Source organism: uncultured Fibrobacter sp. (assembly GCF_946062555.1).
In the GTDB taxonomy this organism is placed as follows: domain Bacteria; phylum Fibrobacterota; class Fibrobacteria; order Fibrobacterales; family Fibrobacteraceae; genus Fibrobacter.
Genome location: NZ_CAMGVQ010000047.1, coordinates 1 through 21254 on the forward strand (window position 1 = coordinate 1; position 21254 = coordinate 21254).

The window sequence follows — 21254 nt, forward strand, 5'->3', positions numbered from 1 at the left end:
GGCGAGGGTGACTTGTAGCGAAGTCCTGTCGCGTCCTTGCGGGCGAGGGTGACTTACTCTAGCAGTCCCATCGCTTCTTTGAGGGCGTGTTCGTCCATGCTTAGCGGCATGAGGGCGCGTTCTTCCGGTGCGACGTAGGCGAGTTTCCTTTCGAAGTCGGGGCGTCCGGCGCGGTTGCGCGGGGCAAGCTCCTTGGGCTTGAGCGAGTAGAAGAACGGGCCAGTCTTGATGAAACGCTTTTTCTGCAGCCCCTGGTTGATGGCTTCGGTGAGAGCCTTCTGGAGGATGGGGCCCATGCGGTCCACATGGTGGAGTTCCAGGATGCGCAGTATCAGGATGTCCTGGTGGATGGGAGCCTCAGAGTCCACATAGAATTTGAGCTGCGTGATGAGTGCCGCGGCAGGGAGTTCCGCAATCGGCTTGTCGTGGGCTGTACCCTCGATTTTCGGATGTTGCACCTGGTACGGGACCGTTGTCGGGGCGCTGTTGGCAAAGACTTCCGATTCGTCTTCTTCTTCGGTCGAAGCGGACGGCGGCGGGGCGACGCTCTGTTCGATGGCGATGGTCGCCACGAGGTGGCCGATTGCGTCCTTCTGCGCCATGAACCAGAAGGGGAGCCAGAGGTTCATGACCTTCCAGCCGAGCTGTTTCAAGATTTGCGGACGGATGTAGTTGCGGTCTTCGACCGAGTCGCGGAAACGTTCCGCGGTGCAGTCGTCCTCGATGAGTGCCAGGTAGCGGTTCGGATTGTTCGCGTCGATAATGACGGGACCGACGGGGATTCCGCCGCGGGAGAAGCTTTCTTTCGCCTGGATGTTCTCGCTGGCGAGTGCCTTGAGTACCTGTTCGCGGAGCGGCGATGTGGCCGACGTTGTCGTGTCGTCTGCGTTGTATTCCTTGTTCTGCAAGTGGGTGATCCATTCGCGGAAAAGGGTGTGCTTCTGGTCGTTGCCCTTTGCGGAGTCTGTTTCCGATATGAAAACTTGCAGTTCCTTTTTAGCGAGGGTCGAGCAGATGGCGACCTTGTTGTTGCTTGCAATTTCCGGTTCACCACAAACGAGGACGACATCCCTGAAACGGTCGACGGCGCGGTCCGGCGTCTTGACGAAGAAACAGATGTCCGGGTTCGGGCGCGTGAAAAATGCCGCAATGGGGGTGCCAGTCAGGAGCTGGGAGCGAATGGCGTCTTCGATTTCGCGACAGGTGGACTGGTGGAATGCGATGATTCCGAGAGTCTTTTCGGGGTGGCGCTCGGCGTGCTGCAGGGCGGCCTGCGCAATGGCGTTCACCTTGTCTTCGATGACCTTGAGTCGGATTCCCTTGAACGGATCGCTGCTAGGCGTCGGGAACTGCTTGATGCCGTGGTTGTAGATATGGCTGTTGGCGAAAGCGACGAGTGCGGCATCGCCGTACAGCGAAGAGAACCAGAGCTCGCGGGTCGGGATGCCCTGCCGGAGTGCCGCTGTCAGGATGCTTTCCTGGAAGAAGGGCGAGTGCGGGAACGGCTGGTCTTGGAAGGCGTCAAGCGGCTGGAACTCCAGCGCCGGATTGTGCGGGTCGCCGACAAGGATGGTCTTGCCTGCTGCAAAAATGGTCGGGATCGCTTCGGCAATCGAGATGCTGTCGGCATCCAGGATGAGCGCGATGTCAAAAGAGGTCTTCTCGGAAATGCAGAAGGTGTCGCTCAGCGAAAGGTGCGTCAGGGCGTCGGGATTCTTTTCGACGGCCTGGTGCAATTCGCTGAAGTTTGCGTTGCTGAACTTGTCCAGAAGTTCGCGGTACGCCTTGCCTTTCTTGGAAAGTTCCTTGGGCGGTTGCGTAAACAGGTTCGGGCAGGTCTTGGTGACATTCTGGATCTGTTCCCTGCTCCAGCAGGAAGACACGACGTTGATGAGTTCCTTGTCCGCATTTTCGGGATCGGATATGAATTGCACCAAACCCTTGCACGGGTAGCTTTCCATTTTCTTGAACAAGGCGGTCAGCTGCACGTGGATGTCGAGGTGGTCCCAGTTTTCGCTCCACGATTTGATCCTGCCGAGCCATTTTTCGATGCTCAGGCTTTCGAGCGGAGTGTCCAGTTCCATCGCCTTGTTGATTTGCTTGATGGATTGCTGTAGCTCGAGGACCGAATGGTACAGCTCGTCGAATTGCGGGAGCATATCCTTGAACAGGTGCCATTGTTCCAAAATATGCAGGAGCAGGTCGAGCTTGGGATCGTTCTTGTGCTTGTCGCGGAATTCGTAGATAAACTGGATCTTGCTGTTGAGTTCGACCCAGTTGGACCGTTCGTAGTGCCAGTCCCTGCCGAGCAGATGGTTGCCGAGGACGGCGCTTTCCTTGTACGCTCGCTTGTTGGCTTGCAGTTCAAGCAGGGTGTCTATCAGGTCGAGTAGGTTGGCGTCGGATTCGACATCTTTCGGATTGCGGAGCACCGAGAGGAGCTTGCGCCTAGAAGAACGGTAACGGTCGGAAAGCCCCTTGAGGGTGGCCTTCTGGCTTTCGGCAAAGTCTTCACGCGCCGACTGGATGTTTTCGTCTACGGCTGTGTCCGTATAAATTTCGGAGGTCTGTCTGCGGTAGCGTACCCATTGGTCGCCCGCTTCGGGAAGCGCCGTGAGCGTGTCTCTGTAGGCGGTCCAGTTGTGGCTTCGCAGTTGCCAATCTTCGAACTCGGGAGTGTCCTTGTTGAAGTGATCGCGGATGATTTCCAGCGTGTCGGCAAGGCTCGAAAGGAAAATTCCCGTGGGGAAGAGTCCGGTGCCTTCCATGATCTTGATGAGCCCGTCGAGGCTCGAGGCGCGGCTTGCGGCACGGCCCAGTTCCTGCGACAAGGTCTGTTGCAGTTCGGCGTTGAGACCGGGGAGCTTTACGCCCTGGAATGCCCTACGCGCTTCGATTCCCTTCTTGTCGAAATAGAGTTCGTTCAGAAGGTTTAGGTCATTCTTGAGGTCTAGGTATTCCTGGTAGCCCAGCGAAGAAATTCCTTGCAAGACCGAAGCGGGATACTTGCGCTTGGACGGCTTGATGGCGACGAATTCTTCGAGGAGGCTGGCCAGCGGAACATTTGCCGGCGCAATCGGATTGTTGACGGTGTCGTAGTATTCCTGGAATTCCGCGCGCATCTTGCGGACGTCCTGTTCCAGGGCGCTTCGGTCGGCTTGCGGGAAACTGCGGAAAGAGGGTTTCCAGGCTTCCTTGAAGGCGCGGCCGGAAACGGCGCGACGGTGAACCACGAGAACCTTTTGTCCCTTGGCGACGGAATCGGCCACGATGTTCGCGGCGACCTTCATCTTGTCGGTGCCGGGGAGCGCCTGTATGGCATAAGCTTTCGCTTGGTCGTTCAGGGCGTCGACAATGACCTTGTCGGTATGCGAATCCGTGGTGTAAAGGAAATGGTGATCCGCGGGCGAGAATACCTTGTCAAAATTCTGTTCCTCGAAAAGGGATTCCTGCGTCTGGAAGCCGTCTTCGCTGAAAAGGGAGGCGAGTGTCGGATTGGCGTTGACCGTCTTGTCCTGGAATCCTTGGGCCATTCGCTTCTTGAGAAGCAACTGGTCCGTGTTGAAGAAACTGAGACAGAGACCGTGGCGCGTGAATTTCCAGTTGCGGTTGCTTGCGATAGCCTTTTCGAAAAGCGAAAAATAGAGGAGCAGGCTGAACTTGCCGTTGATGACCGCGTCCTCGGTGGTGGGGAGCGTCACGGAATCCTTGAGTCGTTCGCGGAGGATGACGTTCTCGATGGGGGTGCGCTTCGAAATGGTAAGCGTCTTTTGGACGGGGTCGGCATCCAGGGGAATGAGCAGGCTCGGGGCGAGTGCGTTGCCGTCCCACTTCAGGAATCCGAGGACCAGGTAAAGGTCTGTTTCGCCGAAGTCTTCGAGCTTGTTGCGTAGAACCGCCGTCATCGCGTCAATGGCGGTTATCTTTTGCTGAGCCGTAAAGTTGGCAGAAACCTGAAAGAACGATTCTAGCGGAAGGGGACCCTTGGCCTGGAGCCATTTTTCAAAGAAAAGGTCGCCGGCTTCCATGACGAGTGGGGATTGGAAGTCGTTCTTGGTGGAGAAATTGAGGAGACGGTCCTTGGTATCGAAGAGGGCCGCTTCTTGCCTTATTTTTGCAACAGTAGCGGATGGCGATGACATACCCTGAATATACTTTTTTTTGGCGGGGAAAACCGAGATGGTCGCTATAAAGTACGGATGATTTGTCCAAGTGCGTCTTCCAGGGGGGTGGGGAGGTCGCTTTCCTGGAGCTTTGCCTTGAAAAGGACCCTTCCGAAAAGGGCTTCCGGGGTGATTCCGGCTTCCTTGTCTTGGCGAAGGCTATGGGCATGTTCGCGCTTGGAAAGTTTTTTGCCGCTGCCGTCGACGATAAGGGGGTGGTGCAGGTACAGGGGGCGCGTATAGGCGGGAACCTGGAGCGAGGCGTCGCCTGTACAGGCATCTGCAATCATCTGCGAAAGAGCGATCTGGCGAGCGGTGGAATTGAGGATGTCTTCGCCGCGGACGATGTGCGATATACCCTGCGTGAGGTCGTCAATGCAGACCGCGAATTGGTAGGTCCAGTAACCGTCGCGGTCACGGATCGGGAAATCTCCGCATTGCAATTTGGGATTTTCGTGGAAGTCGCCGAGGCGCTCGTCGTGCCAGTCAATTACTTTGTCTGGAATGACGACGCGGAGACTGTGCGGAGTTTCTCTGTTTGACTGAATGGGTCTGCATTTTCCCTGATAGATGACTTCGCCGGTTTCGCTTCGCGGGTTTTCGGCAAGGAGCTGCTTGCGGCTGCAGGTGCAGGGGTAAACAAGTCCAAGAGCGTCCAGTTTTTCGAGGATGCGCTGGTAGAAATCGAATCGTGTGCTCTGGATGCTTTCGCTGTCGTACTTGAATCCGAGCCAGGCGAGGTCTTCGTAGATGCTGTCGATGTATTCCTTTCGGGCGCGACCCTGGTCGTGGTCCTCGATGCGCAAGTGAACTTTCATGTCCCATTTTTTTGCCGCCGCCCACACGTAAAGGGCGGAAAGCAGATGCCCTTCGTGGAGATAGCCCGTAGGGCTCGGTGCAAAACGGATCGTGCCACTCATAAGTGAAAATGTAGAAAATAGCAAGTTGCGGTTTGCATAATCACCTTGGAGGAAGTGTAACGACCAACGGAATCCAAGGGGGGGGGCATCGATGGAGCCCCTTCGCTTCGCTCCGGGGAAAACTTCTTCGAGACCGTCATCCTAGAGGGATGTTTTTTTCTATCTTGACGAATGATGAAAAAGTATAGATTTCTGCTTTTGCATGCAACCGTTAGTTGCTTTTTTGCTTTAGGGCTTATGGCATGTTCCGGTGCGCCGGAGTCGCAGACGGAACCCGTTGCTTCTGCTGTGCCGGCAGATGCGGTGCCTGCCCCTGTTGCAGAACAGGTTGCGGCGGCTTCGCTGCCGCAAGGTGAAGTGTCTGCTGTTCCTGAGAGCTACAAGGATATCCAGTTTCCGGAATACAAGTATGTGGCGCCGTATCCGAAGGATTTCCGCGTGGAAATTGCGCCGGGGATTGTCGGTTACATCGTGAGTGACCGCAGCCTGCCCCTGGTGAATTTTGCGGTTTTCTTTGAACAGTCGCGCGTGCCGATGGTCTTGAAGGACGAGGCGGCGAGTTCCATGGTGGGAAGTATGCTGCGTCGCGGCGGCGGTGGCGGTATTTCGGCTCGAGCCCTCGATGATTCCCTGGAATTTATCAGTGCGGGAATCGGTTCGTCGGTCGGGACCTTTACCTCGACTTTTGACATAGACTGCCTTTCGAAGGATTTTGACAATATGCTTGCCTTGGCGAAACAGGTGCTCACGGCCCCCGCCTTTGACAAGGAACAGCTTGAGATTTTGCGGGCGAATTTCCTGACTGCTTATGACCGCCGTTACGATACTCCGGCGAAGGTGCTTTCGGCGCTCCGTTCCAAGGTGAACTATGCCCCGAATCCGAGGTTGTGGGATGCCAACGCGGAGGAGTACAAGAAGGTTTCCGTTGCCGACGTGAAACGCTTGTCCCAGGGAGTCTATTCTTCGAACCGGATCGTGTTTGCGCTTTCGGGCGATGTGGACCGGGATTCCGCTGTCACGAAACTCAAGGAATTCTTCGAAGGCTGGAAAATTGCGGTCGGTGCGGCGGACTCTTCGGCAAAGAAGAAGGCGGCGAAACCCACGGTGGCAGAACCGCAGTTGCTTTCGTTCTTGCGCAAGCCCGGCATTTATGTGGTGGACAAGGATATAACGCAGGCGAACATTTCGATGAACCAACCTTTCGTAAAGAGACCGCACGAAGACTACTACCCGGCGGCGGTGGCGAGTTTCATCTTGGGTGGCGGAAGTTTTACAAGCCGCCTGATGAACCGTGTCCGCAGCGACGAAGGCCTTGCCTATAGCGTGTACAGTTCGGTCGGTAACGATTACCGCGATACGGCTATGGTGACGATTGCCTTGCAGACCAAGGTGGAATCGGTGGATTTCGCTCTGAAGCTGATTCGCGAGGTAGTGCAGGAATTTGCCGAAAAAGGTCCCACGGAAGAAGAACTTTCGCAGGCGAAAAAGTCGCTGATCGAAAGCCTCCCGAGCCTATTCGATAGTCCCGAAGCGACTGCGACGATTTTTGCGCGAGGCGAACTTGTCGGGAAAACCTTCGACCATTATCTGGACTATGTCAAGGAAATCAATGCCGTGACGGCGGACCAGGTGAAGGCGATGACCAAGAAATACTTTGACATGGACAAGATGACGGTCTCGATTGTGGCGCCCGTGGCGAAATTGGATGCCGTGAAGCCGTTTACGGTAGTGCCGCTTGATAGCCTGGAGTTCAGGGATTGATGCTTCGCTTTGTTCGACAGGTGATGCTAGCCTCTGTTGCAATGCTTATGGGCGTTGCGGTGTCGCTAGCTGCGGACAATGCTGCGCGGACGGTGCCGGCGGATTCGCTTGCCAAGATGTGGGTCCATGACAACCTCCGGAAAAAACTGGGCAACGACGACGACTTGCGTTCGCTCTGCTCGGGGCTCAAGATCTGCATGGACATTGACTACGAAGGCTGTTTCGAGGAAGACAAGAAACCCTGGCCGCACCACAAGTACGACAAGGAATTCTGCGGCGTTTACAAGGAAGTGGAAAAACGCGGCTACTTGCCTAATCCTAAGGTCCCGATGGCGGCGGAAGTCTTTGCGAGGCTCGGACGGCGCTACCGTGCGGTCTATGTAAACGAGGGAACGCTTCCGCTCAACGAGAATGTCATCAAGTACCTGTTTGACAATATGCCCTTTACGACGCAACTGATCAACGCCTACCTGGATGAAAATTACACGCTTGAGTATACGCATCCGAACAGGCGTTTCTTTAACGGAAGTAACGGTCGCAGCCTTTCCGGGGAATTCTACTGGGCCCTGCAGGATAGCGCCGGAAAACGGCTCGGGATGCGCAACCTGTTCTTCGGTTACGGCCATGCGCATGTGCTCAAGTGGCAGTTGCACGGAACGGCAATCGCATATCTGGACATGGATCCCCTTCCGGGAAACAAGCTTAAGTACAAATTAACTGCCATCGTATTTCCGGCGAATTCGGTGCTCAATTCCATTATGCAGATGAAGGTGTTCCGGAGTGTCGTGAACAGTAAGGTCGACCGGATTGTCGATGATGTCAAGAAGGCTTCCAAAATGTACTTTAGCGGCAATAAGGAACCGATGCTGAAGAGTGCAGCCCTGAAATCTTCCGAGAATGTACAGTACGTGCTGGATTTTGAAGAGGTGGTCAACGGCGCCCATTGGGAGCTGGGCGACTTTGAACGTTTGCAGAAGGCCCGCAAGGAAAAGCGCAAGCAGGATATGCAGGCTGTGCCCATCATGGTAGACGACAATCAAATAATCAAGGACAAGAAATGAGCGAAGAAAGAGAATCGATGGAATCCCTGCTGGCTCGCGTAACGGAACGCCGCCGCGAACTTTTGGCATCTGTGGTGGACCGCCGCACAAGGCATTTTTGCATGGTGCTGGAAGACTTGTTCGATCCGCACAACATTTCTGCAGTCATCCGTACCGCCGAAGTTTTTGGCCTCCAGGATGTCCACATTATCGAAGAGGACAATGCCTACAGCGTGAACAAGTCCATTCTGAAGGGGTCCTACAAGTGGATGAGCCTGTACCTTTACAAGAAGCGTATGCTCTGCATGGAAAAGCTGCGTGCGAAGGGCTACAAGATTGCCGTGGCAAGCACCAATACGACCAACTCCGTTCTGGACCTGGACTTGAGCCAGCCTACGGCCTTTTACCTGGGAAGCGAATTCCACGGGAACCATCCCGATACGCTAGCCCATGCCGATTACGAGTTCAAGCTTCCGCAGTACGGCATTACCGAATCGATGAACGTGTCGGTGGCCGGTGGCGTGCTGATGACCTACCTCGACGTGTTCATGCAGAAGGAAGGCCGCGAGAAATTCCTGCTCAAGAAGGATGAACGCGACGCCTTGCTGTGGGATTGGCTCGACCGCCATGTGAACGGCATCGAAAACAACAGCCCCATTACGCGGGTGGAAGAATAATCCGTCTGTCCCGTTCGTAAAAATGCGATTTCAAGCCTCAAAGCCCCCTTTTTAGAGGGCTTTTTTTCTGCGCTGTATACAAAAATGCTAGATTGCTTCACAAATGAAAAAGTATACGGCTCTTTATTTTTCAGTCGGCCTAGTGGTCATACTGGCCCTTATCATTCTTGTTTTCGGAATTTTCTTTTTGAACGAGAAGGATCCTCGGGAAACGTACAATACCTTCCATCTCCGTTTTACCCAGGTGAGTACTCTCGTTTTGGATGACCCCGTCAAGGTGAACGGCGTGAAACTCGGAAAGGTCGAGGCCATCGAACTTTCGGGACACCGCGTGGTGGTGACCATCCGCCTGCGTACCGACGTGAAAATTCCGAAGGATTCTGAAATCCGCGTGCAGAACATCGGCATCATGGGTGAACGCCAGATTGGCATTATCCTGGGCGACCAGATGGAATACTTTGCGCCGGGCGATACCATTACGGGCCAGTTCGATGCGGGTATTGCCGAAGCGATTGGTCTTGCGGGCGAACTGTGCGACAGTACCAAGGTGCTTTTGGAATCGGTGAAACATGCGCTTAACCAGACGATTGTGAATCCTGAATTCCAGGAAAGGTTCAAGACCCTGCTCGTGAAGGCGGAAACCCTGGAAGACCGTGCCATTACCATGCTGAATACGACGGATCCGCAGCTCAAGAAGAGCCTGTTGGGGCTGAACCAGGTGGTGGCGAAGGTCGACGCCCTTTTGGACGGGGTGAAACCGCCCATCGACAATATGTTCGCCAATACCGACAAGGTGATGAGCGATGCCGACAAGCTGATCGGCGAACTCGAAGGCGTGACGAACCATTTGGATGAACTGATCGTCAAGGTTCAGACGAAGATTGAATCCAAGGATAATACGGTCGGCATCTTGCTGAACGACAGGACCTTGCATGACGATTTGGTGAAGACGGTGCACTCGGCGGATAGTTTGGTACGCGTTATCCTGCACGACGGTCTCGATATCAATGTGGATTTGTTCTGAGGAAAAAATGATAGAGAAAACACTGGTGGTGACAAACAAGTTGGGAATTCACGCTAGGCCGGCCGGAATGATCGTCGATATTACCGGTCAGGCGAAAAGCGACATCTCGATTGTGTTCGAAGGCTCCAAGGCAAATGCAAAGAGCATCTTGAATGTGATGATGCTCGCCATTCCCGCGGGCTCCGAAGTCAAGTTCGAGATAGACGGCGAAGATGAAGAATGCGTGGCTTCTCTGCTGGAAAGTCTGTTCAATGACCACTTCAACGAAGAACCCTGCTAGCAAGAAGGCTCCCGCCCGTATCGTGATGACGGGCGTGCCTGCGTCTCCGGGCTTTGCCATGGGACGCGTTTTTCCGGTAATCAACCGGAATATCTCGGTGGTGGAAGAAACATTGCCGGAAAGCCGTCTTGCCGACGAGGAACAGCTCTTCTTGAAGGCAATCCACAAGACGGTCAAGGAAGTTTCGCAGATCAAGGAAATTTCCGAAAGTCGCACCGGGATGAAGGATAGCCTCATCTTTGCGACTCACTTGATGATTTTGCAGGATCCCGTGTTGATTAACGGAATCCTTGATAAGGTCCGCAAGGAACACAAGAATGCGCGCTGGGCGGTTCACGTGGTGCTAGGTTCCTATATCGACCAGTTCGAAAAGGTCGACTCCCCGGCGATGCGCGACAAGGCGGCGGACTTGAGGGACGTGTACAACCGCTTGATGGCGGCGATGGAAGACTCCGGACCTGTGTTGGAGGACGAAGCTCGTGAAGACGGCATTATCCTTGTGGGCCATGAGTTGTTGCCGAGCCTGTTGATGTCGATCAAGCCCGGCCAGGTGGCGGCACTTGCGATGGATACCGGTGGCCGTACAAGCCATGTGGCGATTCTCGCGCGTTCTCTCCAGATACCCCTGGTGTCGGGTCTCCGTAATTTTGCCGCCCTGGTGAAATCCGGCGATACGGTCATTGTCGATGGTTCGAGCGGACAGGTCGTCATCAATCCGAACCAGGATGACGTCAATGATTTCCATGCCCGTCAGGAAGTCTTTGAACGGCAGCGTCGTGAGCTGTTCACGATGCGCCAGCTGGAACCGATGACGCGCGATGGCAAGTATATCACCTTGCACGCCAATATCGAACTTCCGTCGGAATCTGAAAAGGTGACGGATTTCGGTGCGACGGGTATCGGCCTTTACCGTTCTGAATTTTTGTTCCTGCGCAAGGATGCGCCGACTCAGGACGAGCAGCGCGATGCCTACCGCTATATCCTCGAGACGATGTACCCGTGCCCCGTGACGATCCGTACATTGGATGCCGGTGGCGACAAGCTGGTGAATGGCATTACGGCGGTGAACGAGTCGAACCCGTTTATGGGATGGCGCTCGATTCGCGTGTGTCTCGACCGCGAAGATATTTTCTGCACCCAGCTGAAGGCGTTGCTGCTTGCGAATACCAAGGGCAACCTGCGCTTGCTGTTGCCGATGATTTCGGGGATGACGGAACTCCGCCGTGCCCGCGCCTGCATCGAGAAAAGCCGCAAGGAACTCGAGGCCGAAGGGCACAAGGTCGCTAAGGTGAAAGTGGGCGTGATGATCGAAGTCCCCGCCGCGGTGATGATTGTGGACAAACTAGCGAAAGAGGTGGATTTCTTCAGCATCGGTACGAACGACCTGGTTCAGTTTACTTTGGCCGTGGACCGTACGAACGAATTGATTACGGACATGTTCCAGCCGCACCATCCGGCAGTACTCAGCATGATTTACCAGACGGTCCAGGCGGCACACCGCGAGGGAATTCCCGTGGCCGTTTGCGGCGAAATGAGTGCGGACCCGATGAGCGTGCTGCTCTTGGTGGGACTCGGTGTCGATGAACTTTCGATGACGCCCTGGAGCGTGATGTCGACCAAGAAGATTATCCGTTCCATCAACTTCGAGGATGTGCGCGATTCGGCCCTTACGGTTTTGCAGATGGATGACGCCGAAAGCGTGAACAGCTATATGCACGGCAAGTATGCCCAGACGATTCGCGACCTGGGAATATCGAGCTTTGTGGGCCAGGTGGACAGTAGCAAAAAATGATGCTGCCGTACCTGCTTCCTTCGATAAACATTTCGATAGAATCGGAACTCCGTTCGTATATCGTTGCAGTCGGTGTCGGTTGTCTTCGGAAAAGACTTTAGGAGAAAATATGTGTAGGATTTTTTGTTTGGTTGTTTTTTTAAGTGTGCTCGCCCTGGCGGATTCGTCGAAGGTCGCGCCTGTTGCCCCTGCGATTCCTAAGGAAAATGCCGTAGCGGCGCAGGGACCGCTCCCGTCGCAGACGACGGATAGCCTGATTGCGACGATGCCCCTGGCGCCCGTCAATCCGTATGCGGAACTGGAGCAGATTGCCCCGGCGCATTTCCAGGACATGGTGGTGCGTCAGCAGCGCCTGAAAGCGATAAGCGAGGATGAGTCGCAGCCGAAGAACGTGCGCGACTTCGCCCGTGCGGCCCAGTTCTTTTACAAGGAACAGTGGGACAGTTCCTATGCGGCATACGATGTATTGCGAGGTCGCGATACGCTGCTGGACGGTGCGGTCATTCTTCGAATGGCAACGGCGAAGTTCAAGCTGGGCGATTACAAGATGATGCGTTCCGCTTTGGCGGCCTATCAGAATTACGAGAAGGACGCCTCGTTTGACAGGGCAGCCTCCCGCCTGAGAATCGAGGCGGCGATGGCGGATTCGACCTTGAGTGACCATGCCCATGCGGACTCGCTGAAGGCGTTCGTGGAAAAGTACCCGAAGTCCGACGAGGCGGCGGCTCTCCGTTACCGTTACGCGCAGTATCTGGAACAGTTCAAGCAACTGAAGGATGCCAAGCGCGTTTACCTGAAGCTCTTGACGAGTTCCTCGGTGTATAAGGATTCTGCGTTCATGGCGATTCGCAGGCTCCGCAAGGTGCGCGGCGCCCCCGAGACTCTGGAAGAAAAGGTGGCGTATGCCAAGATGGCTTGCGCGAAGGATAATGCAAACGAATGCCTGACGCTGTTGGATTCGATTCGGATTCTGGATTCCCTGCTGATTACGCTTTCGCCGGAAGCGGCCCTCCCGCCTCCTGAAGATTCGTTGCAGAAAAATTTGCCGCCCAGTTCTCTGGATATGGCGACCCGTATCAACTTGTGGGAAAAACGCGCCGTAACGCTGCGTACCTTGAAACGCGAAGAAGAGTCAATAAAGCAGTTCAAGTTCCTGCTGGATTCCGTGGAAGCGCGACCGCTGTGGATGCAGTCCATCTTGCGCCTGTACAGGAACAATGCCGGCCGTTACGAAAAGGAAATCCGCGCGATGGATGCCGCGTTGCAGGATGCGAGCCAGTTCAGCAAGGAAAATGCGAACAACCTCTGGGTAAAGGGCTTTGAATACGAACAGAAGGAAAATTACGACAGCGCGATCGTCTGTTACAAGACGCTCTCCCATAAGCGCTTTAAGAACAACGTAAAAAGACAGTGGGCGAAGTTCCGTATCGGTTTTGTGTACTTTAAGCAGGAAAAGTGGAACGAAGCCGTGGCGGCCTTTATCGATGCGAGTAAGGAACCGTTCCTGTGGAGCGGAAGCGGCGCCCGTATGTTCCTGGGCGATGCCTACATGAAGCTCGGCAAGGATTCGCTTGCCCGCGAAGCCTACCTCGACTGTATCCGCGATTTCCCGCTGGCCTACTATGCGCACCGCAGCCGCCTGAAGTTGGTGGAATACGGACTGATGGCCGAGAAGGATGTCCCGTATGCGCACGGCGTGCTGATGGCGCCTGAACAGACTCTTGCCTGGGTGCGTGCCTCGCAGAAGGTCGGAAAACCCGACACGAGCTACAATGCGGAACGCTACAAGAGGATCCGCACGTTGTTCCAGTACGGCTTTAGCGAACAGGCCTTTGCGCTTTACGACGAGGCCCGCAAGAAAAATGCGAAACGCCTGGATTTCTTGTACGAGTACGGAAAGCTGTTCTATGAAATGGGCGAGACCGCAGCGGGTTACCGCCTCGCTCGTCAGTTCCAGAACAACATCGATCGCCGCCGCCTGATGGCGCCGCCCATCGACGTGCTGCATTACCTGTACCCGATTCCGTACAAGGAACAGGTCAAGTTCCATTCGGGCGAACGCATCGACCCGTTCTTCGTGTATAGCGTGATGCGCCAGGAATCGATTTTCAACTTCGAAATCATGTCGCCGGCAGGTGCCTGCGGGTTACTGCAGATTATGCCCGCGACCGGCAAGATGCTCGCCGGCAAGGAAGGCCTCGAAAACTTCGAACCGCGCCAGCTCTTTAATGCCTATATGAATATCCGCCTGGGAATTCGTTACTTGGTGGACTTGAAGGCCGAATACAACGACGACTATATGTACGTCCTCGGCAACTACAACGCCGGCCCCAAGCCCACCAAGCGCTGGCAGGCCGCCGGCGAGGGCAAGCACTGGGATGTCCGCGCTGAAGAAATCAGCTACTGGGAAACCCGCGACTACGTGAAACGCGTCATGGGAAATTATTGGATATACCGGGAAATCTACGAGGGACTGTAGCTTAGAACTTAGAACTTAGAACTTAGAACTTAGAACTTAGAACTTAGAACTTAGAACATTCCTTCTTCTATATGCGTATGGAATCGAATTATAAGAAATTAATTGTTTGGCAAAAGGCGATGCGATTGACGACAGGTATTTATAGAAATGTGAAAAAATTACCAAAGGAAGAATTGTTTGCTTTGTCTGATCAAATGAGAAGGGCTGTAGTATCAATTCCCTCAAATATTGCAGAAGGTTGTGGTCGTCAGTCTCTCAATGAAATGTCCTATTTCTTGCGAATAGCAAGTGGATCCGCCTCAGAATTAGAAACACAATTGTTATTTTGCAAAAATCTAGGTTATTTAAATGATGAAGATTTAAAAGAATCTATGCCGTTGTTGAATGAAATCATAAGAATGCTTTCTCGACTAGGAAAAAGAACTGCTAAATCTCTAAGCTCTACCAACTAAGTTCTACCAACTGCTATGCTCTTTCTTCTCCTTACAATCGGTCCGGCATTTCTTTTTGCTTGCGGGAACATCCTCGAAAAGTCGGGGGTGTCCACGGTCGGCAAGCGTACGGGCGGAACTTCGCAGCCTTGGGAATTTTTCAAGGGCGTGATTACGAATAAATTCTGGTGGTTGGGCATTGGCTGCTCGGGGCTTGCCACTCTCGGTTATTACATTGCCATGGCGCGGTACGACCTTTCTCAGGTGCAGCCGATGATGGTGCTGAACCCGGTGCTTACGGCCCTGATGGGTTTTTGCATCTTGAAGGAAGTCCTGACAAAGCGAATTGTCATTGCCATTTGCTTTGTGGTGGCGGGCCTCCTGTATTCGGTGGAAAATCTGGGAGAATCGACCGCGGTTCAGAATATCCCGATGCTCTGGGCGTATGCGGGCGGGCTCAGTGCCGTGACGCTCGTGGCGCACCTCTGGGTGAAGGACCGCGAAATGGTAGATTCGCTGATCATGGGCGTTGGCTTCGGCCTTTCGGCGGCGTTCTACAAGAGCCTCGCGATGGACTTTGACCTGGAACATATCGAGCTGTCTTCTGTAGCGAACCTGTTGCTGGATTTTAGGACGCTCGGCTACATTGCGACTTACGGAATCGCTTTCCTGTATTCGCAGGTGTCTTTCTCCCGTGGGCGAGCTTTGTTCATTATTCCGTTCAGCGCGGCGGTGGGCGCGGCGGTTCCGACCCTTGCGGGGGCGCTCGTCTTTTCCGAGGCGTTCCCCGTGGGTAAGGCTGTTTCGGTGACTCTCGTGCTGATTGGCGCATGCCTCTTCATTGTTCGCAGACCGAGACGCAAGAAAAGACATAATTGAAACAGATTTTTCTTATAAAAAGACTAGCAAAATGGGTAAATATGAAAAAGAGTTTTTTTACTAGTGGTGCTATTCGTACTGTTCGCACATTCGCAAGCAGTGTTTGAAAATGCCGATTGCAATATTGTCGGAAATCCACAAAATTCCTGTTCGATAACATTTTCTCGGTTTAGTTTTGACCCGAATTTTGGCACTAATGGTACAAACATGTACGGCAGCAACCCCGCCAAAATAGAGAACCATCGTTCTATTTTATACTTTGGTGGAAGTTTTTGGGTAATTTTCGGAGATATGATTCTGAAATCAGAATTCCGAAATTCGAATTAATAATATATATTTATTCCTGATGTATTGGGATTTTTTTCAAATGAGTGGTTCGCGAACATCGTCTGTCGCGGTCCGAGAGGTGGTTGTTGCAGTCTGCTTGTCCGCATTCCTTTTGGCGTGCTCGGATGATTCGTCCAGTTCGTCTAGGGATGCCGAGACGAATGTTCCCGCAAGCAGTTCTTCGCATGATTCCCTTGCGGCCCCTGTGCTTCCGTTCGTGGGTGGCCCCGTCATGTTTACCGAGGTCGATCCGATTAATATTGGGTACGAAGACCATGAGGGTGACGACGCGGGCTGGGTCGAAATTTTCAATACTTCTGCCGATACGGTCGACTTGTCGGGAATGTTCCTGACAGATACGCAGTCGGAGCCGTTCAAGTGGAAGTTCGGGAATGTGAAGGTCGCCCCAAATTCGTTCCTGCTCGTTTTTATGTCGGGGAAGAACTATCCCGATTATGTGCTGCCGCATGATACGCTTGACATGGTTGGAAGTGGTTGCTGGACTTGGACCGATGCGCAGAACGATCCGCCGGGATTCAGTTATGCGGACCCGCTTCCTGGGCAAAAGAAAAACTGCTTTACCGAAGGTGAAACGCGCCGGTTCGGTAGCGTGATGCGGCTTGGCGAAAACGAGGAACTCGGCTGGTCGTCCATTTCGTTTTTCGTAGGGACGGGAAATGCCGATCCTTCGGATGTGCAGGATATTTCGGCGGCGAACGAGTTGCTGGTTCACGCCTACATCACCAAGGACCGCAGGGTTTCTTTTCGCCTGGCGCAACCCGATATGGATGACTGGAAAGGTTACGAGCTGATTTTGGAAGGCACGGGGGATTCCTCGACGGTTTATCGGTTGCCGCTCCCGACGGGGACGACTTTCCCCGACCTCAAGAATATTTACGGCACGCGTATTAGCCCCGAGGCAAGCGATTCGCGGGAGGTGGCGCTCAAGGTATTCGGCTACATCGCCCGTAACCGCGGGCATGAACCGCACGCCGGTTTCAAACTCTCGAAGAAGGGCGGCTCGCTGTACCTGGTGAATGCCGATACGGCGATCGTGGATTCCGTGGCGTACCCTGAAACGCCTGTAGGAAAAACGTGGGGCTTTGGTGTCTTGGCGGACGGTTCGAGTGGCTTTGGATACGGGGATGCTTCTCCGTTCGGTCTTGCGGCATCGGTGGTGGCACCGTCGCGATCCCCGTCGGTCGACACGTTGGCGGATTTCCCGCCGTCGGGATTCTATGCGGAACCGTTTGAGGTGCAGATTCCGCGGAACAATTCGGTGCGCTGTGTCGTAGGGGGAGCTTCTCCTACGGAAGGTCCTACGGAAACGACGCTAGTACAGATAAAGTCTTCGGCGACGGTTCGCTGCGCCTCGTTTGCGAAGGGGGCGCTCCCCGGAGAAGAACTGGTCCGCACCTACATTATCGGGGCGGCCCCCGCCTTGCCGGTCGTATTCGTGACCGCAGATCCGAATTCCATGTTCGATCCCGATTCGGGAATATATATGGAGGGCCCTAATGCGCAGAGCAAGGAACCGCATTACGGAGCGAACTACTGGCTCGACAAGGAAATCCCCGTGACGGTGGAACTGATGGAGCCGGGTGTGTCTGCACCCGTGTTTTCCAAGAGGGCGGGACTTAAGATTTTCGGCAATTACAGCCGCCAGAATGACAAGAAGTCTGTCTCCATCACATTTCGCGAAAAGTACGGCGACAGTCGCCTCAAATACGCGTTGTTCCCGGATTTTCCGGAGCTGAACAAGTTCAAGGTGTTCCTGCTGCGTAATAACGGCAGCAATTTCGGCAACGACTATATTCGTGACCGTCTCGCGAGTTCTGTAAGCGAAGGGCTCGGTGTCGATTACCAGCGCGGAAGATTTGCGGTCGTGTATTACAATGGCGAGTACTATGGCATTCACAGCATCCGTGAACGCTCGACGGAATACTACTTCGAGACGCATTATGGTCTGGACCCTGATGAAGTGGATTTGCTCAAGGCGGACAATTCTGTCTCGGCGGGTTCTGCAATCGATTATGTGGCGCTGATGGACTGGATAGAATCGCGCTCGCTTGAAAGTGCGGAAAATTATGCCTACGTTGCCGATCAAATCGATGTCGATAATTTCATCAACTACATGCAAACCGAAATCTACGCGAACAATCGCGACTGGCCGGGAAACAACCTCAAGAAATGGCGCGGCACGAATCCGAAGACCAAGTGGAAATGGTTCTTGTACGATATGGATTTTGGAATGGGAAATGACTATAGTGAATTTACAAACAACATATTTGAATTTGCGACGGCTGAAGATGGCCCTTCGTGGCCGAACGGCCCTGAATATACTTTCTTGCTCCGCCGCCTGTTGGAAAATGATGGCTTCAGGGCCTCGTTTATCAACCGCATGGCGGTGCTCCTGCAGATGAACTTTGAAAGTTCCCGTGTGCTTGCCCGCATCGACAAGATGATGTCGGAAATCGAATCGGAAATTCCCCGCGACCAGAAACGCTGGGGCTTGAGCGCGTCACGGATGGAGTCGCAGTTGAATTCTATCAGAAATTTCGCGAAGGCGCGCCCCGGTGTCGTATATGACGAGTTACGTGAATATTTTGCTCTGGACGAGCCGACGCCAGTAAGTTTGTCTGTAAATGGCCCCGGTGCGATTCATGTACACGGATTGAAGGTCTATTCGTCTCCCATCAAGGTAAACTTTTTCAAAGGCTTTCCTGTGACAGTAACGGCGGTCGCCTCGGCCGGGGGAATTTGGGCGGGCTGGAGCGACGGCGTGATGGATGCGACTCGGACGATTCTGCCGGAGAATGTCGGTTCGTTGACAGCTAATTTTAAGTAGCTTATGACGGTGGTGCCCCTTGCGAACGCCAAAGGAACAGAAAAATGTGATGTAAATCCTAAAGATTGCCGCTTTCCCGTTTTTTTAGCTAAAATAAAGGGTGCGGGAAATGCGGTTTTTCTAAATTTGGGGTACTATGAGTTACAATACCAAGATTCTTTGCATTGGCGCGGGCTATGTCGGTGGCCCCACTATGACTGTTATTGCCGACAAGTGTCCTGATGTCAAGGTGACCGTAGTCGATATCAACCAGGCCCGTATTGATGCCTGGAACAGCGACAATCTTCCGATTTTTGAACCAGGCCTCGATGACGTGGTGAAGCGTGCCCGTGGCCGTAACCTCTTCTTTAGCACCGATATCCCGGCAGCCATTAAAGAAGCGGACATTATCTTTGTTTCTGTGAATACCCCGACCAAGACCTTCGGTCACGGTGCCGGTAAGGCTTCTGACCTGCAGTACTGGGAAAAAACGGCCCGCAATATCTTGGAAATCGCCGACGAAGGCAAGATTATCGTGGAAAAGTCTACGCTCCCGGTGCGTACTGCCGCCGCCATGGAACGAATCCTGAATTCCAACGACAAGGGTCTTCACTTCGAAGTGCTTAGCAACCCGGAATTCCTGGCGGAAGGTACCGCCATTAACGACCTTTTCGAACCGGATCGCGTTCTTATCGGTAGTCACCAGACGGAATCGGGCCTCGCCGCCTGCCAGAAGCTCGTGGACGTATATGCCCACTGGGTGCCGCGTGACCGAATCCTCACGACGAACCTCTGGAGTTCCGAACTCACGAAGCTTACCGCGAACGCCTTCCTGGCCCAGCGCATCAGCTCCATCAACTCCATCAGCGCCCTCTGCGAAAAGACCGGCGCCGACGTGGACGAAGTCGCCTACGTGATGGGCAAGGATCGCCGCATCGGGCCGAAGTTCCTCAAGGCCTCTATCGGCTTTGGCGGCTCCTGCTTCAAGAAGGACATTTTGAACCTCGTGTACCTGTGCGGCTACTATGGGCTCCCCGAAGTGGCCGCCTACTGGGAAAGCGTCGTGAAAATCAACGAATGGCAGACCCACCGCGTGGTGGACCGCATGCTCGAGACGATGTTCAATACCATCGCGAGCAAGAAAATTGCCGTTTTCGGCTTTGCTTTCAAGGCGAATACCGGTGATACCCGTGAAAGCCCCGCTAACTTGGTTGTTCGCGATTTGCTCGCCGAACATGCACTGCCGGTCGTGACCGACCCGAAGGCGATTCCCGATGCCAAGCGCGACCTGAAGGACGTGATTGACCAGGTGCAGTTCGAAGAAGACCCGTACAAGGCCGCCGAAGGCGCTCATGCCGTGGTGGTTTGCACGGAATGGAAATGCTTTGCCGAACTTGACTGGAAGCGCATCTACAATGGAATGGCTAAGCCCGCTTTCGTGTTCGACGGCCGCAACATTTTGAATGCCGATGCTCTCCGTAAGATTGGATTTGAAGTATCCAGTATCGGTAAGGGCAAGGTGGAGTAGTTTAAGTTGAAAGTCGCTGTTGTTGGCACTCGCGGAATTCCCGACATTATGGGCGGAATCGAAACCCATTGTCAGGAATTGTATCCACGCCTTGTGAAACGCGGTGCTTCTGTCGTAATTTTTGCCCGGAAGGCCTATACACCTCAGAAAAAACCTTATTTTTATAAAGGCGTTGAGGTCGTTCCGGTTTATACTCCTAAACTTTCGGGAGTGGAAACGATTGTTCACACCTTCAGGTGCTTCCTCAAGGTGTTGGCGTGGAGGCCGGACATTGTCCACCTGCATGCGATAGGCCCTTCGTTTATCGCTCCGTTGTTTAGGCTGTTCGGTCTCAAGGTCGTCTACACCCATCACGGGCAGGACTACAACCGAGCCAGATGGGGCAAACTTGCCAAGGCGATCCTTCGCCTGAGCGAATTTGTGGGGACCAAGTTCTCGAATCGTGTCATCGTGATTTCGGATTTGCTGGAAGACTGGCTACAGAAAAAATACCATTGTAACAAGACTGTCCGTATCAATAACGGTGTTACGTTGCAACCGGCCTTGTCCGAAGACAAAACAAAAAAATGGCTCAACAAGTATGGTCTTGAAGGCAAGCGTTATATTTTTGCCTTGGGCCGATTTGTTAAGGAAAAGGGCTTCCATGACTTGATCGCTGCCTACAAGAAGGCGAGTCTGGTTGATGTGAAACTTGTGATTGCAGGATCGGCTGATTTCAAGTCTGATTATGCGAATGAAATGAAAACGGCTGCAGCCGAAGTGGGGGCGATTCTTCCCGGTTATATCCATGGTGAAGAACTTCAGGTGATTTTCGAGAACGCATCGTTGTTTGTAATTCCGAGTTACCATGAAGGACTCCCGATTGCGCTATTGGAAGCGCTCGGTTACAACAGAAATGTGGTCGCAAGCGATATTCCGGCGAATATGGAAGTGCCTCTCCCTGAGGAATGTTTCTACGAGCTGGGCGATGTGGATGAACTTGCCGATAAGATGACGCTCTTTATGGAAACACCCGTGCAAAGGGATTTCAAGCATATTGTTGAATATCATTACGACTGGGACAAGATTGCAGACCAGACAATGGATCTGTATAAGAGTCTTGTCAAGAAAAAATAGGCCTGTGTCT

14 protein-coding genes are annotated in these 21254 nt (G+C 53.6%); 12 read left to right on the forward strand and 2 right to left on the reverse strand.

The window, feature by feature from the left end:
- Nucleotides 1-53: 53 nt before the first annotated feature.
- Both Q0P86_RS12445 and Q0P86_RS12450 read right to left on the reverse strand, forming a co-directional pair.
- Nucleotides 54-4142 (reverse strand): DUF3320 domain-containing protein, encoded by a 4089-nt coding sequence (locus Q0P86_RS12445; protein WP_295039840.1) that lies wholly within the window; start codon nt 4140-4142, stop codon nt 54-56.
- Between the two features lie 44 nt (nt 4143-4186).
- Nucleotides 4187-5083 carry a glutamate--tRNA ligase family protein gene (locus Q0P86_RS12450; RefSeq protein ID WP_290996030.1) on the reverse strand — a complete coding sequence of 299 codons (897 nt, stop codon included), beginning with the start codon at nt 5081-5083 and terminating at the stop codon, nt 4187-4189.
- 237 nt (nt 5084-5320) lie between these two features.
- Here Q0P86_RS12450 and Q0P86_RS12455 point away from each other — a divergent pair, with 237 nt between their 5' ends.
- From Q0P86_RS12455 to Q0P86_RS12510, 12 genes are all read left to right on the forward strand, one after another.
- Nucleotides 5321-6844, forward strand: coding sequence for a pitrilysin family protein (locus tag Q0P86_RS12455; RefSeq protein ID WP_290996036.1), 1524 nt, complete (start codon nt 5321-5323; stop codon nt 6842-6844).
- Complete coding sequence (locus Q0P86_RS12460; protein ID WP_294110973.1) at nt 6844-7905, forward strand: hypothetical protein; 1062 nt, start codon at nt 6844-6846, stop codon at nt 7903-7905. Before Q0P86_RS12455 ends, Q0P86_RS12460 begins: the two co-directional genes overlap by 1 nt.
- On the forward strand, nt 7902-8561 hold the full coding sequence (locus Q0P86_RS12465) for an RNA methyltransferase (RefSeq protein ID WP_290996047.1): 660 nt from the start codon (nt 7902-7904) through the stop codon (nt 8559-8561). The genes Q0P86_RS12460 and Q0P86_RS12465 overlap by 4 nt, the downstream gene beginning before the upstream one ends.
- Nucleotides 8562-8664: 103 nt before the next feature.
- Nucleotides 8665-9585, forward strand: a complete 921-nt coding sequence (locus tag Q0P86_RS12470) for an MlaD family protein (RefSeq protein WP_294986411.1) — start codon at nt 8665-8667, stop codon at nt 9583-9585.
- A 7-nt stretch (nt 9586-9592) separates the two neighbouring features.
- Entirely contained in the window at nt 9593-9865 is a 273-nt protein-coding gene (locus Q0P86_RS12475) for an HPr family phosphocarrier protein (RefSeq protein WP_290996055.1), read from the forward strand.
- Complete coding sequence (gene ptsP, locus Q0P86_RS12480; RefSeq protein ID WP_290996057.1) at nt 9837-11657, forward strand: phosphoenolpyruvate--protein phosphotransferase; 1821 nt, start codon at nt 9837-9839, stop codon at nt 11655-11657. The genes Q0P86_RS12475 and ptsP overlap by 29 nt, the downstream gene beginning before the upstream one ends.
- Nucleotides 11658-11784: 127 nt before the next feature.
- Complete coding sequence (locus tag Q0P86_RS12485; RefSeq protein ID WP_295039847.1) at nt 11785-14136, forward strand: transglycosylase SLT domain-containing protein; 2352 nt, start codon at nt 11785-11787, stop codon at nt 14134-14136.
- Nucleotides 14137-14213: 77 nt separating this feature from the next.
- Nucleotides 14214-14588, forward strand: coding sequence for a four helix bundle protein (locus Q0P86_RS12490; RefSeq protein ID WP_295039850.1), 375 nt, complete (start codon nt 14214-14216; stop codon nt 14586-14588).
- A gap of 15 nt (nt 14589-14603) precedes the next feature.
- The gene (locus Q0P86_RS12495) at nt 14604-15446 is read left to right on the forward strand and encodes an EamA family transporter (protein ID WP_291021892.1); all 843 of its coding nucleotides are present in this window, start codon (nt 14604-14606) and stop codon (nt 15444-15446) included.
- 367 nt (nt 15447-15813) lie between these two features.
- Nucleotides 15814-18621, forward strand: coding sequence for a CotH kinase family protein (locus tag Q0P86_RS12500; protein WP_295039852.1), 2808 nt, complete (start codon nt 15814-15816; stop codon nt 18619-18621).
- Nucleotides 18622-18757: 136 nt separating this feature from the next.
- The gene (locus tag Q0P86_RS12505) at nt 18758-20128 is read left to right on the forward strand and encodes a nucleotide sugar dehydrogenase (RefSeq protein WP_290993816.1); all 1371 of its coding nucleotides are present in this window, start codon (nt 18758-18760) and stop codon (nt 20126-20128) included.
- Nucleotides 20129-20134: 6 nt separating this feature from the next.
- On the forward strand, nt 20135-21244 hold the full coding sequence (locus Q0P86_RS12510) for a glycosyltransferase family 4 protein (protein WP_295039854.1): 1110 nt from the start codon (nt 20135-20137) through the stop codon (nt 21242-21244).
- Nucleotides 21245-21254: the final 10 nt, after the last annotated feature.